The 15609-nt window shown below is 62.6% G+C and carries 18 protein-coding genes; 8 read left to right on the forward strand and 10 right to left on the reverse strand.

The annotated features are described in order from the left end of the window. The first annotated feature begins 76 nt into the window (after positions 1-76). Positions 77-1693 carry an inorganic phosphate transporter gene (locus HX817_RS03395; RefSeq protein ID WP_177039795.1) on the forward strand — a complete coding sequence of 539 codons (1617 nt, stop codon included), beginning with the start codon at positions 77-79 and terminating at the stop codon, positions 1691-1693. Between the two features lie 123 nt (positions 1694-1816). Here HX817_RS03395 and HX817_RS03400 read toward each other — a convergent pair whose 3' ends face one another. From HX817_RS03400 to HX817_RS03410, 3 genes are all read right to left on the reverse strand, one after another. Next, positions 1817-2791: a biotin-dependent carboxyltransferase family protein gene (locus tag HX817_RS03400; protein ID WP_177022225.1), complete on the reverse strand. Its 975-nt coding sequence runs from the start codon at positions 2789-2791 to the stop codon at positions 1817-1819. Further along, entirely contained in the window at positions 2788-3666 is an 879-nt protein-coding gene (locus HX817_RS03405) for an allophanate hydrolase subunit 1 (RefSeq protein WP_008432967.1), read from the reverse strand. Before HX817_RS03405 ends, HX817_RS03400 begins: the two co-directional genes overlap by 4 nt. A gap of 76 nt (positions 3667-3742) precedes the next feature. Continuing rightward, positions 3743-4501, reverse strand: a complete 759-nt coding sequence (locus tag HX817_RS03410) for a 5-oxoprolinase subunit PxpA (protein ID WP_003211441.1) — start codon at positions 4499-4501, stop codon at positions 3743-3745. Between the two features lie 232 nt (positions 4502-4733). Here HX817_RS03410 and HX817_RS03415 point away from each other — a divergent pair, with 232 nt between their 5' ends. Then, positions 4734-5651 (forward strand): LysR family transcriptional regulator, encoded by a 918-nt coding sequence (locus tag HX817_RS03415; RefSeq protein ID WP_177019369.1) that lies wholly within the window; start codon positions 4734-4736, stop codon positions 5649-5651. Here HX817_RS03415 and HX817_RS03420 read toward each other — a convergent pair. Continuing rightward, positions 5572-6543 carry a LysR family transcriptional regulator gene (locus HX817_RS03420; protein WP_008432970.1) on the reverse strand — a complete coding sequence of 324 codons (972 nt, stop codon included), beginning with the start codon at positions 6541-6543 and terminating at the stop codon, positions 5572-5574. The genes HX817_RS03415 and HX817_RS03420 overlap by 80 nt on opposite strands. Before the next feature lie 112 nt (positions 6544-6655). On the opposite strand from HX817_RS03420, the gene HX817_RS03425 reads away from it, so the two are divergent. Next, positions 6656-7414 (forward strand): SDR family NAD(P)-dependent oxidoreductase, encoded by a 759-nt coding sequence (locus tag HX817_RS03425; RefSeq protein WP_003211435.1) that lies wholly within the window; start codon positions 6656-6658, stop codon positions 7412-7414. A 57-nt stretch (positions 7415-7471) separates the two neighbouring features. Beyond that, positions 7472-8380 carry a LysR family transcriptional regulator gene (locus tag HX817_RS03430; RefSeq protein ID WP_177039796.1) on the forward strand — a complete coding sequence of 303 codons (909 nt, stop codon included), beginning with the start codon at positions 7472-7474 and terminating at the stop codon, positions 8378-8380. A gap of 57 nt (positions 8381-8437) precedes the next feature. Here the strand turns inward: HX817_RS03430 and HX817_RS03435 are convergent, their stop codons facing one another. After that, positions 8438-8875, reverse strand: a complete 438-nt coding sequence (locus tag HX817_RS03435; RefSeq protein WP_177039797.1) for a multidrug/biocide efflux PACE transporter — start codon at positions 8873-8875, stop codon at positions 8438-8440. 89 nt (positions 8876-8964) lie between these two features. Between HX817_RS03435 and HX817_RS03440 the strand changes: the two genes are divergently transcribed. Continuing rightward, complete coding sequence (locus HX817_RS03440; RefSeq protein ID WP_177039798.1) at positions 8965-9819, forward strand: LysR family transcriptional regulator; 855 nt, start codon at positions 8965-8967, stop codon at positions 9817-9819. A 137-nt stretch (positions 9820-9956) separates the two neighbouring features. Here the strand turns inward: HX817_RS03440 and HX817_RS03445 are convergent, their stop codons facing one another. Continuing rightward, positions 9957-10799, reverse strand: a complete 843-nt coding sequence (locus tag HX817_RS03445; RefSeq protein WP_003211429.1) for a LysR family transcriptional regulator — start codon at positions 10797-10799, stop codon at positions 9957-9959. A 111-nt stretch (positions 10800-10910) separates the two neighbouring features. Here HX817_RS03445 and HX817_RS03450 point away from each other — a divergent pair, with 111 nt between their 5' ends. Then, positions 10911-11636: an SDR family oxidoreductase gene (locus tag HX817_RS03450; protein WP_102369745.1), complete on the forward strand. Its 726-nt coding sequence runs from the start codon at positions 10911-10913 to the stop codon at positions 11634-11636. A gap of 138 nt (positions 11637-11774) precedes the next feature. Here HX817_RS03450 and HX817_RS03455 read toward each other — a convergent pair whose 3' ends face one another. The 4 genes from HX817_RS03455 to HX817_RS03470 are packed head-to-tail and all read right to left on the reverse strand — an operon-like array spanning position 11775 to position 14307. Continuing rightward, positions 11775-12986 (reverse strand): RNA polymerase sigma factor, encoded by a 1212-nt coding sequence (locus tag HX817_RS03455; protein WP_102370297.1) that lies wholly within the window; start codon positions 12984-12986, stop codon positions 11775-11777. 2 nt (positions 12987-12988) lie between these two features. Then, complete coding sequence (locus HX817_RS03460) at positions 12989-13471, reverse strand: SRPBCC family protein (protein WP_003213108.1); 483 nt, start codon at positions 13469-13471, stop codon at positions 12989-12991. 29 nt (positions 13472-13500) lie between these two features. Then, complete coding sequence (locus tag HX817_RS03465) at positions 13501-13845, reverse strand: YciI family protein (protein WP_003213107.1); 345 nt, start codon at positions 13843-13845, stop codon at positions 13501-13503. 42 nt (positions 13846-13887) lie between these two features. Beyond that, the gene (locus HX817_RS03470; protein WP_003213104.1) at positions 13888-14307 is read right to left on the reverse strand and encodes a nuclear transport factor 2 family protein; all 420 of its coding nucleotides are present in this window, start codon (positions 14305-14307) and stop codon (positions 13888-13890) included. 146 nt (positions 14308-14453) lie between these two features. Here HX817_RS03470 and HX817_RS03475 point away from each other — a divergent pair, with 146 nt between their 5' ends. Together HX817_RS03475 and HX817_RS03480 are read left to right on the forward strand one after the other, a co-directional pair. Beyond that, positions 14454-14939, forward strand: coding sequence for an N-acetyltransferase (locus tag HX817_RS03475; protein WP_134327202.1), 486 nt, complete (start codon positions 14454-14456; stop codon positions 14937-14939). Positions 14940-14959: 20 nt separating this feature from the next. Beyond that, the gene (locus HX817_RS03480; RefSeq protein WP_177039799.1) at positions 14960-15565 is read left to right on the forward strand and encodes a pyridoxamine 5'-phosphate oxidase family protein; all 606 of its coding nucleotides are present in this window, start codon (positions 14960-14962) and stop codon (positions 15563-15565) included. Positions 15566-15609 lie beyond the last annotated feature (44 nt).

Genomic DNA, 15609 nt, shown 5'->3' on the forward strand with positions numbered 1-15609 from the left:
TGATTTGCCGCAGCATCTCTGTAACATTCTGCAACGATCATGACGGATATCCTCCCTCAACACTGGATGTTCCGGCATGGCAACCCCTTCGCTGACCGCCTCCACCGCCTCCGTCTCCAACGATCCCAAACCGCGCCTGGACAAAAAACCCGGCCTGGTGACGGTGATCATTTTCTTCGCCGTACTCGCCATGGGCCTGTTGTTCACCGCCTACAGCCTGATGCACGACATGCACGAGCTGGGCACGGTGGTCACCACCTGGACGCCGTTCCTGCTGCTGGGCGTGGCGCTGTTGATCGCCCTGGGCTTCGAGTTCGTCAACGGCTTCCACGACACCGCCAACGCGGTGGCCACGGTGATTTACACCAACTCATTGCCACCGCATTTCGCGGTGGTGTGGTCGGGCTTTTTCAACTTCCTCGGCGTGCTGCTATCCAGCGGCGCGGTGGCGTTCGGCATCATCGCCCTGCTGCCGGTAGAGCTGATTTTGCAGGTCGGCTCCTCCGCCGGCTTTGCGATGATCTTCGCGCTGTTGATCGCCGCGATCCTGTGGAACCTCGGCACCTGGTGGCTGGGGTTGCCGGCGTCGTCGTCCCACACCTTGATCGGCTCGATCATCGGCGTGGGCGTGGCCAACGCACTGATGCATGGCCGCGACGGCACCAGCGGTGTGGACTGGGGCCAGGCGATCAAGATCGGTTATGCGTTGCTGCTGTCGCCGCTGATCGGCTTCGCCTTCGCCGCCCTGCTGTTGCTGGCGCTGCGGGCCTTCGTGAAAAATCGCTCGCTGTACAAAGCGCCGAAAGGCGACACCCCGCCGCCGTGGTGGATTCGCGGCATGCTGATCGCCACCTGCACCGGCGTGTCGTTCGCCCATGGTTCCAACGATGGCCAGAAGGGCATGGGCCTGATCATGTTGATCCTGGTGGGCACCCTGCCGATGGCCTACGCGTTGAACCGCACCATGCCGGCCGGTGAGTCGTTGCAGTTTGCCGCGGTGGCCGAAGTCACCCAGGCCGCCCTGGTAAAAGCGGCGCCGCAACTGGCCCCCGCCGACTCTCGCGGCACCTTGTCGACCTACGTACGCACCAAGGAAGTCACCCCGGAACTGGTGCCCGCCCTGGCCGCCATCACCGGGCATATCGGTGAGGAAGTGAAGAGCTACGGCTCCCTCGCCGCCGTTCCGGCCGAGGCCGTGGGCAACGTGCGTAACGACATGTACCTGACCAGCGAAACCATCCGCCTGATGGACAAGGGCAAGGTCGGCAACTTCGATGCCGACACCCAGAACAAGCTGCAACTGTTCAAGCAACAGATCGACAACGCCACACGGTTTATCCCGCTGTGGGTCAAGATCGCCGTGGCCATCGCCCTCGGGCTCGGCACCATGGTCGGCTGGAAACGTATCGTGGTGACCGTGGGCGAGAAGATCGGCAAGACCCACCTGACCTACGCCCAGGGCGCATCCGCCGAGATGGTGGCGATGCTGACCATCGGCGCGGCAGACATGTATGGCTTGCCGGTGTCCACCACCCATGTGTTGTCGTCGGGTGTGGCCGGGACCATGGTGGCGAACGGCGGTGGCTTGCAGATGAAGACCATCCGCAACTTGCTGATGGCCTGGGTGCTGACCTTGCCGGCGGCGATTCTGTTATCGGGTAGCCTGTACTGGCTATTCACCCAATTGTTCTGACACAACCCGATAAAAATGTGGGAGCGGGCTTGCTCGCGAATGCGGTGGCTCAGTCACAGACTTATTGACTGACACTCCGCTTTCGCGAGCAAGCCCGCTCCCACATTGGGTTCAGTGGTGAGTTCAGGTGCTAAACAACCCGCCCATCAGCTTCAACCGCTTCTTGTACACCCGCCGCGCCTCCAACGCTTCCTCCAGCGTCACCGCCACAAACCCCGCCCGCTGGTTCGGTTGCATCTGCCCGATCAGATCCAGGTCGGCACTGATCACCGTGCCAATCATCGCGTAGCCCCCGCCCGACACCGCGTCCCGGTGCAGCACAATAGGCTCCAGGCCCGCCGGCACCTGGATCGAGCCGATGGGGTAGCAACTGTCGACGATGTTCGACGGATCGGACCCGGCGCCAAACGGTTGTTCGCGTGGCTGAAAGCTCAAGGCATTGCCGCCCTTGAAGCGATAGCCGATGCGGTCGGCCTCCGACCCCACCGTCCAGGGCTCGGCAAAAAAGCTGCTTTTGGCGGCGGGCGTCAGTCGCTCGTAATACAGCCCCGGCACCACCCGCAGGGTCACGTCCCCACCCACCGATTGGCGCAACGCCATGGGCAAACTGTTCCCCGCCCGGCCTTTGCCGCTGGCTTCGCCCACGGGCAGTTCATCACCCTCCACCAGCCGCCGCCCCTGAAACCCGCCCAATGCGCCGAGGGTGTAAGTCGAGCGACTGCCCAACACCAGCGGCACATCGATGCCACCGGCCACCGCCAGGTAAGTCCGCGCGCCGGCCCTGGGAAATTCAAAGCGCAGCACTTGCCCGGCCCGCACTTCAAACGCGGTGTCCTGATGCACCACTACGCCGTCCAGGCGCGGCGACATCAGCGCCCCGCACAACGCCACCAGGGCATCCTGCTGAAACTCCAGCTCCGGCCCGATCAACGTGCATTCCAGCCCGGCAGCGCCGATGGGGTTGCCCACCAGGTGGTTGGCCGCGCTCAACGCGTATTGGTCCAGGGCGCCGGATGGCGGGATGCCGAGGTGGTAATAACCTTCGCGGCCAAGATCCTGCACGGAGGTGGCGAGGCCGGGTTTGAGTACCTTGATCATGCCAGCGCCTCCTGCAAGGTTTTCGGGTAGCCGATGGGGTCGGCGAGAAAGGCGTCGAGGGAAAACTCCACCGGGCGGATGCGCAGGTCGAAGCGCCCTGCGTCCACTTCTGCCACGGCCAGGTCATAGGCGTCGCGGTCCATGGGTTTGAACTGCACGATGTCGCCGGGGCGGAAGAACACCATGTGCTCTTTCAGGTAAGCCAGTTGCTGTTGCGGGTCGTAGATCGGCGCCGGGGTGACGCCGAACATCTGGTAACCGCCGGCGCCGCGTACCGAATAGATACAGCCAAAGCAGCCGCCATGGCCGAGGGTCAATTTCGGCGTGTCGGTGCGTGGGCGCAGGTACTTGGGCACCTGCAACTGCCGCTCGCGCTCCACCATCTGGAACATGAATGGCAAGCCCGCCACAAACCCCACCATCGAGACAAACCACGGCGCGCCACTGTGGGCCGCGATAAACGCGTCCACATCCGCCAGGCCGTTGATCCGCGCTGCGTATTCCAGGTCGGTACCGGTCGGGTCCTGATGACGGTCGCGAAAGCGCATCAGGGTTTCATGGGTCCAGGGGTCGTTGTACAGCACCGGGATTTCGATGATGCGGGTGTGCAAGGTGCGTTCGGCCACGGCCTGGGCTTCGGCGCTTTGTACCGCGTCGAGCAACACGTGGGGCGCGATGCGGTCCGGGTCGAAACGAATCTGGAACGAGGCATTTGCCAGGCAGACGTCCAGCACACCGTCCAGGGCCAGGCGTTCCACCGCACGGGTGACGGCCATGCCCTTGAAGAAAGCCTCCAGGGACATGCTCTCGCTGACCTCGGCAAACAGGTGTTCATCACCGCCAAAGCTGTAGCGGATCGGGGAAGATTCAGCCATGTCTGTTCCTCTTGGAATCATTGTAGAAAGGCAGGCAAAAAATCAGTCAGACCCGGTGTCTGGGCACCGGTGTCGGTCAGCGGGGTGTGCGTACTTCGATGCCCGCCTGATCCAGCGCTTCACGGGTGGCTTCCACCAGTTCAAGGGCGCCGGGGGTGTCGCTGTGCAGGCAAATGGAATCAAATTCGATAAACAGGTCTTCGCCTTCAACCGTGCGCACCAGGCCGGTCTGGCAGGCACGCAGGACACGCGCCGCAACCGTTGCCGGATCCAGCGCCCGCACATTGCGGGTAAACACGATGGAGCCCGTGAGATCGTACTCACGGTCGGCATAAAACTCCCGCACCACCGGCTGGCCGAGTTCTTTGGCAATGCGCCAGATCACCGAGTTGGGCATGCAGTACAGCAACAGCGTGGGCTCCAGCCGTTGCAGGTTTTCCACCAACAGCCGCGCCGCTTCTTCGTCCCGCGCCAGATGCATGTACAGCGCGCCGTGGGGCTTGATGTGTTGCAGCGTCAGGCCCTGCACCCGGGCGATTTCCCGCAGGGCGCCGAGTTGATAGAGCATGTCGTCCACCAGCTCCTGGGCCGGGGCGTTGATATGGCGTCGGCCGAAACCTACGAGGTCGCGAAAACCCGGGTGCGCGCCAATCGCCACGCCCAACTGCTTGGCGCGTTCGACGGTACGGCGCATGGTGCCCGGGTCGCCGGCGTGAAAGCCGGTGGCGATGTTGGCCGAGCTGATGTAGGCCATCAGTTCGCTGTCGACGCCGTCGCCGATGGTCCAGGGGCCGAAGCCTTCGCCCATGTCCGAATTGAAATCCACTGCCTGCATCGGGGTCGCTCCGTTGAAGTTCTTGCGATGGAAATTAGGCTGCCCCTTGACCCCTTGGGAAGATCTATTATCAGATGGCCCATCTTCTGAAAATCAGATACACGATACTGATCGTTCCCACGCTCCGCGCGGGAATGCCGCCCTGGACGCTCTGCGTCCGCTTTTAAAATCGTGACGCGGAGCGTCACAGGATGCGTTCCCACGCAGAGCGTGGGAACGAGCGGAGAAACCAATGTCCCTGACCCTGCGCCAAATCCGCTACTTCGTCGCCACCGCCGAAATCGGCCAGATCTCCCAGGCAGCGATTCACCTGAACATCTCCCAATCGGCGGTGACCACCGCGATCAAGGAGCTGGAAGCGATGCTCGGCGCGCAGCTATTCGTGCGCTCGGCCCAGGGCATGAGCCTGACCGACGCCGGGCGGCATTTCCTCAACCGGGCGTATGTGATTGTGCGCAGCGTCGACGATGCCCTGAACAGCCCGCTGCCGGACTACCGCGCCAGCGGCGTATTGCGGGTGGCCGCCAGCTACACCGTGCTCGGTTACTTCCTGCCGCACCACTTGCAGCGCATGGAACACTGGCACCCGGACGTGACCATCGAGGTCTTCGAACAGGAACGCCAGGCCATCGAACACGGCCTGCTCAACGGCCAGTTCGACATGGCCGTGGTGCTCACCGCCAACCTCACCCACGCGGACATCGTCTCGGAAATCCTCTTCAACTCCGAACGCCGCCTGTGGCTGCCCAGCCATCACCCGTTGTGCGAACGCCCCGCCGTGAGCCTCGCCGATGTGGCCAGGGAGCCGTACATTTTCCTCACCGTCGACGAAGCCGAACAAAGCGCCATGCGCTACTGGGAACAGGCCGGGCAAACCCCCACGGTGCGGCTGCGCACCAGTTCGGTGGAGGCAGTGCGCAGCATGGTCGCCAACGGCAGCGGCGTGGCGATCTTGTCAGACCTGGTGCATCGCCCGTGGTCACTGGAAGGCAAACGCATCGAAACCGTGAGCGTCACCGACAAGGTCACGCCCATGAGCGTCGGCCTGGCCTGGCACCGCGAGCGCGATTTCACGCCGGCGATGCAGGCGTTTCGGGATTACTTCCATGATGCATTCCTGGCGCCGCAGCAGTTGTCTGCCCGGCGTTGAAAGCAGCCTGCAAGGTGGCGGCCAGCCAATCCATGAACACCCGCACCCGCAGCGGCAAATGCCGTTGGCCGGCGTACAGCAGTGACACGTCCAGTGCCGGCGCCGGATAGTCCGGCAGCACCGCCACCAACTCGCCGCTGGCCAGTTGATCGTGAATGCCCAGGGCGGGCACTTGGGTCAGGCCAAAGCCACCGATGCACGCCGCCCGGTAAGCGTCGGTGCTGTTGACCGTGACGCGCCCGGCCATGGGAATCCGCTGCACCTTGTTGCCTTGTACGTATTCAAACCCTGGGGAACGTGAGCCCAGCGGGCGTACGTAATGCACCAGTTGATGGTGAGCCAAATCAGCGAGCGTCCTGGGTACGCCGTGGCGCTTCAGGTACGCAGCACTGGCGCAGTTGATCATCGGCATGCTGCACAACAATCGGGCTACCACCGACTGGTCCGGCTGCGCACCGACGCGCAAGACGCAGTCGAAACCTTCCGCCAGCAAATCAACCTGGCGGTCGGTGCTGCTGATTTCCAGCTCGATCAGCGGGTGCAGGTCCATGAACTCCGGCAGGCGCGGCAGGATCAATTCCCGGGCCATGACATTGGGCATGTCCACCCGAATGCGCCCCGCCAGCTGCGCTTCATCCTGGCGAAACAAGCCTTCCAGCTCTTCCATGTGCGACAGCAAATCCTTGCTGCGCTCATACAGCACGCGCCCGTCCTGGGTCGCCTGGACCTTGCGCGTGGTGCGCTGCAACAGGCGCGCGCCCAGCAACTCTTCCAGTGCCTGCACATGCTCGGAAACCGTGGAGCGCGGCAAGCCCAGGCTCTCGCCCGCCTGGGTGAAACTCGACAGTTCGGCAACGCGCACGAAGGTACGCAGCAACTCTAGTTTGTTCATGGGATTGTTCGCCTTATCCGGCCAGTGATTCCGGTATAGCTCTGTTTATCACGTTATGGCCGGACAAATACACTCAGTCCCACGAACCATCACACGCCCCGAGGACTTCACCATGACCCGTAAAATCGCACTCATCACCGGCGCCAGCCGCGGCCTGGGCAAAAGCGCTGCGCTGCACCTGGCGGCACAAGGCGTCGACATTATCGGTACCTACAACAGCGCGGCGGACGAAGCCCAGGCCGTGGTCGCCCAAGTCGAAGCGCTGGGCGGCAAGGCGGCCATGCTGCAACTGGACGTCAGCCAGAGTTCCACCTTCGAGGCGTTCACCGCTCAGGTCGGCTCGGTATTGAAAGACGTGTTCGGCCAGGCGCACTTCAACTTCCTGATCAACAACGCCGGGATCGGCGCCCACGCCAGCTTCGCCGACACCACCGAAGCGCAGTTCGACCAACTGGTGGCGATCCACTTCAAGGGCCCGTTTTTCCTGACCCAGAAACTGCTGCCGCTGATCAGTGACGGTGGCCGCATCATCAATATCTCAAGCGGCCTCGCGCGCTTCAGCCTGCCGGGTTATTCGGCCTACGCCTCGATGAAAGGCGCGGTGGAAGTGCTGACCCGCTACCAGGCCAAGGAACTGGGTGCCCGTGGCATCACCGTGAACACCCTGGCCCCCGGCGCGATTGCCACCGACTTCAGCGGCGGCGTGGTGCGCGACAATCCGGACGTGAACGCGATGGTCGCCAACAACACCGCCCTCGGTCGCGCGGGCTTGCCGGATGACATTGGCGGAGCGATTTCCACCCTGCTGGCCGACGGCAGCAACTGGATCACCGGGCAACGGGTCGAGGCCTCGGGCGGGATGTTTCTGTAACGCGCTCGGATTCTCCGCTAGCATCAATGCTTTCGGATACCTGACAGGCAATCATCCATGAGTTTTGATCCTGGACTGGCCGGCGGCATGGGCGTACTGGCCGCCGTGGTCGACAGCGGCAGTTTCGCCCGCGCCGCCGACAGCCTGGAGATGACGCCTTCGGGGGTCAGCCGGGCTATTTCGCGGCTGGAAAAACGCTTGGGCATCCGCCTGTTCGACCGCACTACCCGCTCGGTGCAATTGACCGACGAGGGCCGGCGTTTCTACCAGGAAATCGCCCCCCTGCTGGCCGGCCTGGAAGAAGCCGCCAGCTCGGCGGGCGACAGCGCCCTGACGGTTCGCGGGCGGTTGCGGGTGAACATCGACCCGTACTTTTCGCGGCTGGTGCTGGGGCCGGTGCTGGGTGAATTCATGAGCCAATACCCGCAGCTGCAGTTGGACCTGCACACACGGGATCAACTCGGGGACCTGGTGGCGGATGGCTTTGATTTGGCCATCCGTTTTGGCATTCCGCAATCGTCCTCGCTGATCGCCCGCAAGTTGATGGAAGTGCGGGTGCTGACGTTGGCCTCGCCAGCTTATCTCGAGCGGCATGGTCGCCCTTCACACCCCAAGGACCTGGAAGACGGCCAGCACGTGTGCATCGACTTTCGCGACTCCCAGACCGGCCGGCCGTTTGGCTGGGAATTCCACCGACCGGGCGAGCAGGTCAACATCGCCACCAGCGGGCGGCTGGTGGTCAACGATGCAGGGACCTTGTACAGCGTGTGCGAACACGGCCATGCCGTGGCGCAAATGCTCGACCTTGGGCTGGCACCGGCGCTGGAATCCGGCGCGTTGATCGAGTTGTTTCCCGACTGGCCCGACGAGCGCTTCCCGTTGTATGCCTTCTACCCGTCGCGGCACTTGCCAGCGGCCAAGGTGCGGGCGTTCCTCGATTTTGTGGCCGCCCTACAACCCCTGTAGGAGCTGGCTTGCCGGCGATGACGTATCCAAAATCGCCATCGCCGGCAAGCCGGACTCCTACGCGGTGCGCATCCGTTTCTGCAGGATCCGCTCCCGCGCGGCGTCATACGCCCAGTGATACACATAGGTGTACGGCAGGAAAAACAGCAACACGCCGATGTCGAGGATAAACGCCTGCATCAGGCTGATGTTCAGCCACCAGGCAATCAACGGCACACAGATCGCCACCAGCCCGCCTTCAAACATCAACGCATGCAGCACGCGGGTCCACACCCCGCCAGACAGTTGCAGGCGCGCCTTGAGACGGTCGAACAGGCCGTTGAAAATCACGTTCCAGGCCAGTGCCATAAGGCTGATGGCCAAGGTCACGACGCCCATCTCCAGGGCCGGTTTATCCATGATCCACGCCAGCAGCGGTGTACAGATCAACAAGGCCAAACCTTCAAAACCAATGGCCTGCCAAACGCGTTCAGTAATCGACTTGGTGGGTGTCATGACCCGTTCTCCGTGAGTGACGATGGTTGCCATCATTACCCTTTGACTCGATACTTCATAACCAGTAACCATCGATCAAGGCGATAGTCATGGCATCCCACGAAGTGCTTCAGGCGTTTGTGCAGGCGGCGACCCACGGTTCGTTTTCAGCGGCGGCGCGCAAGCTGGGCAAGAGCCAGTCCACCGTCAGCGCGGCGGTGGCCAGCCTGGAGATTGACCTGGATGTGGTGCTGTTTGATCGCAGCAGCCGCAAGCCCACGCTGACCCCGGCCGGGCACGTGCTGCTGCAACGCGCCGAGCAGGTGCTGGAAGCCAGCAGCCGCCTGGAGTTGGCGGCCAGCCAGTTGTCCCAGGGGTTGGAGCCGAAGTTGAGTATCGCGATGTCCGATACGTACCAGTCGGACCGTTTCGAAACCGCCCTCAGCGCCTTCGAGCAGCGCTACCCGGACCTGGAGCTGGAATGCCTGATCGCCGAATGCGAAGACTTGATCGCCTTGGTGCAAAGTGGCCGGGCGCAGATTGCGTTTATCGAGATGCAGGAGGTTTACCCGCCGGACCTCACCAGCACCACCGTGGAAGAGCGCACGGAAATCGCGCTGTTTGTCTCACCCAGACATCCGCTGGCGAACCTTGCGGACATCGACCAGCAAACCCTGGAACAACACCGCGAACTGCGCCTGGCGAGCATCATCAACCCGAATGAAACCCGCGGCCTGGGCCGAGTGTGGTCAGCGCCCAGTTACCTGATGCTGATGGAAATGGCGCAGCTGAGTTTTGGCTGGGCACCGCTGCCGCGCTGGCTGGTGGAGCGGTTTGGCGGCGACCACCTGTGTGAAATCAAGGCCCGGGGCTGGCCGCGCTCGGTGGCGGTGGACGCGTTGTGGTCACGCCAGCATCCGCCCGGCCCGGCCGGCAGTTGGTTGCTGGGCAAGATGCTGGAATAACGCCGAAACACACTATTCGCAACAATGAAGATCAAATGTGGGAGCTGGCTTGCCTGCGATAGCGGTGTGTCAGTCACCACCGCTATCGCAGGCAAGCCAGCTCCCACATTGAATTTGCGGTGAATTCAAAGGCGCCGTCAGGCGGCTTCAATCTGCGGCGGGCGGTTGTTCTGGAAATACTCATGCAAGGCCCGCAACGCCGGCAACTCCAGGGCCTGGGCGGCAAAGCACAACCCCACCCGGCGCGTCGGTGCCGGCAGGTGCCAAGGGCGAATCACCACCCCGGCCCGCTCCGCCGCCAGCGACTGCGGCAACATCGCCACGCCGACACCGGCCGCCACCATGTGCAATGCCTGGGTCAACGAACCGGCATGCCCGGCCACCGCCTGGGGCGAGCGGCCGTACAAGGCCATCAGCCGTTGGTGGGAATCATGCTGCGGGCAGGTGATCCAGTCTTCGATCGGCGCCCAGGCCTGCTCCTTGCCGCCCGCCGCCATCGGGTGCGCAATCGGCAGTGCCATCACGTAGGACTCTTCCCAAAGCGGCAGGAATAATTCGTCCTCGCAGCACATTTCCTCTACCGCCAGGCGCCCCTCTCCTTCGCAGCCTTCCTGCAAGGTCAGCAGCAAACCCGGCAGGCCCTGGTGCGCCATGCGCAGGAAGGTTTCGATCTGGCTGTCGGCAATATCGCCTTCCACACCCAGTTCCAGGGCGATGCGGTTTTCGCGCCCGCGAAACAAGCGGCTCAACGCATCGGCCTCGGCCACCATGCGCCGGGCTTGCGGGTACAGCACCCGCGCCTCGTCACTGACCTCGACCCCACGAGGCTGGCGCAGAAACAGCGCCACGCCCAGTTCTTCTTCCAGTTGCTTGATGGTCACCGACAACGTCGGCTGGCTGATGAACAGGCGCTGGGCGGCGGCGGTGATATTGCGTTCCTCGAATACCGCGAGAAACGCCTTGAGATGACGCACATCCATAGTTAATACCGATGACAGACAGAGGAATAAGGCATTTTTCAGCCAGCCGAGGGCTAAATATACTGCGCTCCACGTTCAGTTATTTGTTTTTCTTATTTCAGGAGTTCCACCATGAGCAAGCCATTGATCATCATCACCGGTGCCAGTTCGGGCATTGGCGAAGCGACTGCGCGCTTGCTGTCGGCCGCCGGCCACCCGCTGTTGCTGCTGGCCCGCCGCATCGACCGGCTGAATGCGCTGGAGTTGCCGAACACCTTGTGTCGCGGTGTCGACATCACCGATCGCGCTGCGCTGGTGGCGGCGGTGAAGGAAGCTGAAGCGCAATTCGGCCCGGCCGATGCACTCATCAACAATGCCGGCGTGATGCTGCTGGGCGCGGTCAGCGAACAGGACCCGGCACAGTGGGAGCAGATGCTCGACGTCAACGTGAAAGGCCTGCTGAACGGCATCCATGCGGTGGCTGGCAGCATGGTCAAGCGCAAGGGCGGCACCATCATCAACGTCAGCTCGGTGGCCGGGCGCAAGACCTTCCCCAACCACGTCGCCTATGTAGGCACCAAGTTCGCCGTGCATGGAATTTCGGAAAACCTGCGGGAAGAAATGTCGCCTCACAATGTGCGTGTGATCACCATTGCGCCGGGCGCGGTGGAAACCGAACTGCTGAGCCACACCACCGACGAAGCCATCAAGACCGGCTACCAGGCGTGGAAACAGGACATGGGCGGCACCGTGCTGAGCGCCGATGATGTGGCTTCGGCGATTGCCTATGCCTACCAGCAGCCGCAGCATGTGTGCATTCGCGAGATCGTGTTGGCGGCGACGCGTCAGCAGCCGTAACTCATTCATCAAGACAACATCGAACAAATGTGGGAGCGGGCTTGCTCGCGAACGCGGTGGATCAGTCACTGAAATGTTGACTGACACACCGCATTCGCGAGCAAGCCCGCTCCCACATTTGGATCTCCGGCGCCTGCACTATTTGAGTTCGGCCAAACGCCGCTCGATAAAGCGCTTTTCGGGCACTTGCTGGGTCAATGCCAGCGCCCGTTCAAACGCTCGCCGCGCGTCCTCCACTCGCCCCAATCGCCGACAAAACTCGCCACGCGCCGAGTACGCCAGGTGATAGTCCACCAACTCCCCCCGCGCCAGAATGCCGTCCACCAATTGCAAACCGGCCTGCGCCCCATCGCGCATCGCAACGGCCACCGCGCGATTCAGCTCGATCACCGGCGATGGCATCGCTCCAAGCAACACGTCATACAGCCCGACGATCTGCGGCCAATCAGTCTCATCGGCGCTCACGGCTTCAGCGTGTACCGCCGCAATCGCTGCCTGCAGGCTGTAGGGCCCGAAGCGGCGTGTGGTCAGGGATTTCTCCACCAGGGCGCATCCTTCAGCAATCAACGACGCATCCCACAGCGAACGGTCCTGCTCATCCAGCAACACCAACTCACCGCCGGCCGAAGTGCGTGCCGGGCGCCGGGATTGGTGGAGCAACATCAGCGCCAGCAAGCCCATCACTTCCGGCTCCGGCAACAACTCCATCAGCAAGCGGCCCAGGCGAATCGCTTCGCGGGTCAGGTCTTCACGGGTCAGGTCGGCGCCCATTGACGCCGAATAGCCTTCGTTGAACACCAGGTAAATCACCCGCAGCACACTGTCCAGGCGCTCGGGCAACTCCGCCAGGGATGGCACCTGATAGGGGATCTTCGCTTCGCGGATCTTGCCCTTGGCCCGCACGATGCGCTGGGCGATGCTAGTGGGCGTGGCGAGAAACGCCCGGGCGATTTCCTCGGTGGTGAGGTCGCAGATCTCACGCAAGGTCAGCGCCGCCTGGGCATCCGCCGCCAGCGCCGGGTGGCAGCAGGTGAAGATCAGGCGCAAGCGGTCGTCTTCCACGTCTTCAACGCTCCAGTCTGCCGCTTCCAGCGCATCAGCTTGCGCCTGCAACAACGGGGTAAAACGCGCCTGGCGACGTAAACGGTCGATGGCCTTGAAGCGCCCGGTCGAGACCAGCCAGGCCCGGGGGTTATCCGGCACACCGTCCTGCCCCCAGCGCTCGACTGCGACGAAGAACGCCTCGTGCAAGGCTTCTTCAGCCAGGTCGAAATCGCCAAGCAAGCGAATCAGGGTCGCCAGGATGCGCCGCGATTCGCTGCGATAAACCGCTTCAACCCGGGCCTGCACCGTCAATCGCGCAGGCCTTCGGTCACCAGCGTCACCAGCCGGTCGAGGCTCTGTCCCCAGCCCTCGTGAAAGCCCATGGCTTCGTGGGCCTGCTTGGTTTCGGCGCTCCAGTGCATGGCGCGGGCGGTATAGAGGGTTTTGCCGTCGACGTCTTCAAAGGTAACTTCTGCGGTCATGAATGGCTGGCCCGAAGGGATCCAGCCGGGGGTGAAGGCGTCGGTAAACACCAGCCGACTGGGGGCGGTAATCTCCAGGAATACGCCCTGGGTCGGGTATTCGCTGCCGTCCGGCGCGCGCATCAGCGTGCGAAATTGCCCACCCACCCAAAGGTCCATTTCGCACTCGGGAGTGGTCATCCCGTGTGGGCCCCACCACTGCTGCAACAAGGCCGGCTCGGTCCAGGCGCGGAACACGCGGCTGCGAGGGGCATCGATCAAGCGACTGATGGACAGTTCAAATTCGGCGGGTTTGGGTTGAATGCTCATGGGAAACCTCCTGGGTTTTATTGTTGTGATCAGAGATTCAATTCACGCACGGGGCGCACTTCCACACTGCCGACCCGGGCCGCCGGTATGCCGCCGGCCACCTGGATCGCTTCATTCAGGTCCTTGGCTTCGATCAGGTAAAACCCGGCGAGCTGCTCCTTGGTTTCGGCAAACGGTCCGTCGGTGATCGACAACTTGCCGTTGCGCATGCGCACGGTGGTGGCGGTGCTCACCGACTCCAGCGGCTCGGCGGCGAGCATGCGCCCGCTGGCCTGCACGGACTGGCCATAGGCGAAACATTCCGGGTCCTTGGGGCTGTCGGGCGAATCGTGCAGCACCTGTTCGTTGCTATAGATCAGGCAGAGGTATTTCATGGGATTCTCCGTTTTCGGACAACTGACTATAGTTCGCGGCGCTCAAGGTTTCAGGTCGAACAGACCGGCGCCGGTTTCCATGTCGAACGGTGCCGACCAATGTTCATGCACCACTTTCCACTCGCCGCCAACGCGCTGGTAGCCGGCGCTGACGCGCATCCAGCAGGTCTTGAGTACGCCGTCGGGCCCGGTGCCGCCACAGTGCGCGAGCCAGTGGGCAAAGGCGCTGTTATCGCCGGCGACGATACGCATCTCATGGAAGTCAAAGACCCCAGGGCCCGGGCAGAACTCCATGCACGCCTTCCAGTGCGCCTGATAGGCGGCCTTGCCCTTGAACTGCAGGGCGCTAACGGCGTCGAACGCGACGATATCGTCTGCGTAAAAGCTGACTATTTTCTCGACATCCTTGGCGGTGACCGCCTGTTTCCATTGTTCGATCAAGCTGCTGATTGCGGTGCTCATGGCGATACTCCTTGCGGGAAAAATCACGGAAGACACCCTTAGTCGACTGAGCCCCAGGCCAATCGACAGTCCCGCAAAAAATAATTGCGACTACCGCAAACCCGCTAGAATCCGCGCTTCTTTGTAGGATTTCGGATGCTACGCCGATGGAAACCCGCCTCGTCGCCTATCAGACGTTGACTGCCCTGCAACAACAGCAACTCAACGCCCTGGAAGTGCATCCCGAACAACTGGGTTTTTCCGGCGATATCTACTGTGCGCTGAACACCCTGCTGGTCAATCCGAATCCCGGCGTGGCAGGCTTTGCGTTACTCGCCGACGAGATTCCCGTGGCCTTCCTGCTGCTCAAACGCCCACCCTGCCTGCCCCATTGGGCGGATGAACACAGCGCCACGCTGCACGCGTTGCAAGTCGATCGCCATCAGCAAGGCCTGGGGTTTGGCAAAGCCTGCCTGCAAGCCCTCCCCGCCGCCGCGCGCCTGGTTTGGCCGCAGATCAAGGCGCTGGAGCTGTCGGTGGACACGGATAATGTGGCGGCGATGGGGCTGTATTTGCAGCAGGGCTGGGTGGACAGCGGGGAGGCGTATAAGGGGCGGATTGGGTATGAGCGCCGGTTGGCGTGGGTGTTTTAAACAATAAGGAGCTGGTGAAGATGCTAACAACCCTGGAACAACTCGAATCCCTCTACGGCCGGCCCCACGAACGGGCCGTGCGCAAGGAAATCCCGTTTCTCAACGAGGATTACCAGGCCATGGTCCGCGCGTCACCCTTGGTGGTGGTGAGTTCATCCGGCCCGGACGGCATCGACGGTTCGCCCCGTGGCGATGTGCCAGGTTTTGTACGAATCATCGACGAGCGCACGTTGGCGATTCCGGATCGGCCGGGGAATAACCGCCTCGACACCCTGCGTAATCTGGTGGTGGACCCGCGTATAGCGTTGCTGTTCATCATCCCGGGCATTGGCGAGACGTTGCGGGTCAATGGCCGGGCGCAGATTTCCATCGAGCCTGAGTTGCTGGAGAGCTTTGCGGTAAATGGCAAAGCGGCCCGTTCGGTGATTCTGGTGCAGGTGGAGGCGGCATATTTTCATTGCTCCAAAGCCTTTGTGCGCTCCGATTGCTGGAACCCGGAAAAGCATCTGGATCGCTCGGCACTGCCCTCCGCCGGGGCGTTTCACAAGCGCTTGAATGATGGGGCGTTCGACGCCGAAGCCTATGACCGCGAGATGCCGGAGCGGGTCAAGGCCACGCTGTATTGAGAGGCCATTGCAGGAGCGAACGTGCTCGCTCCTGCCAGTGGCGC

It is taken from the genome of Pseudomonas sp. C6002, from assembly GCF_013385805.1.
Lineage (GTDB): Bacteria > Pseudomonadota > Gammaproteobacteria > Pseudomonadales > Pseudomonadaceae > Aquipseudomonas.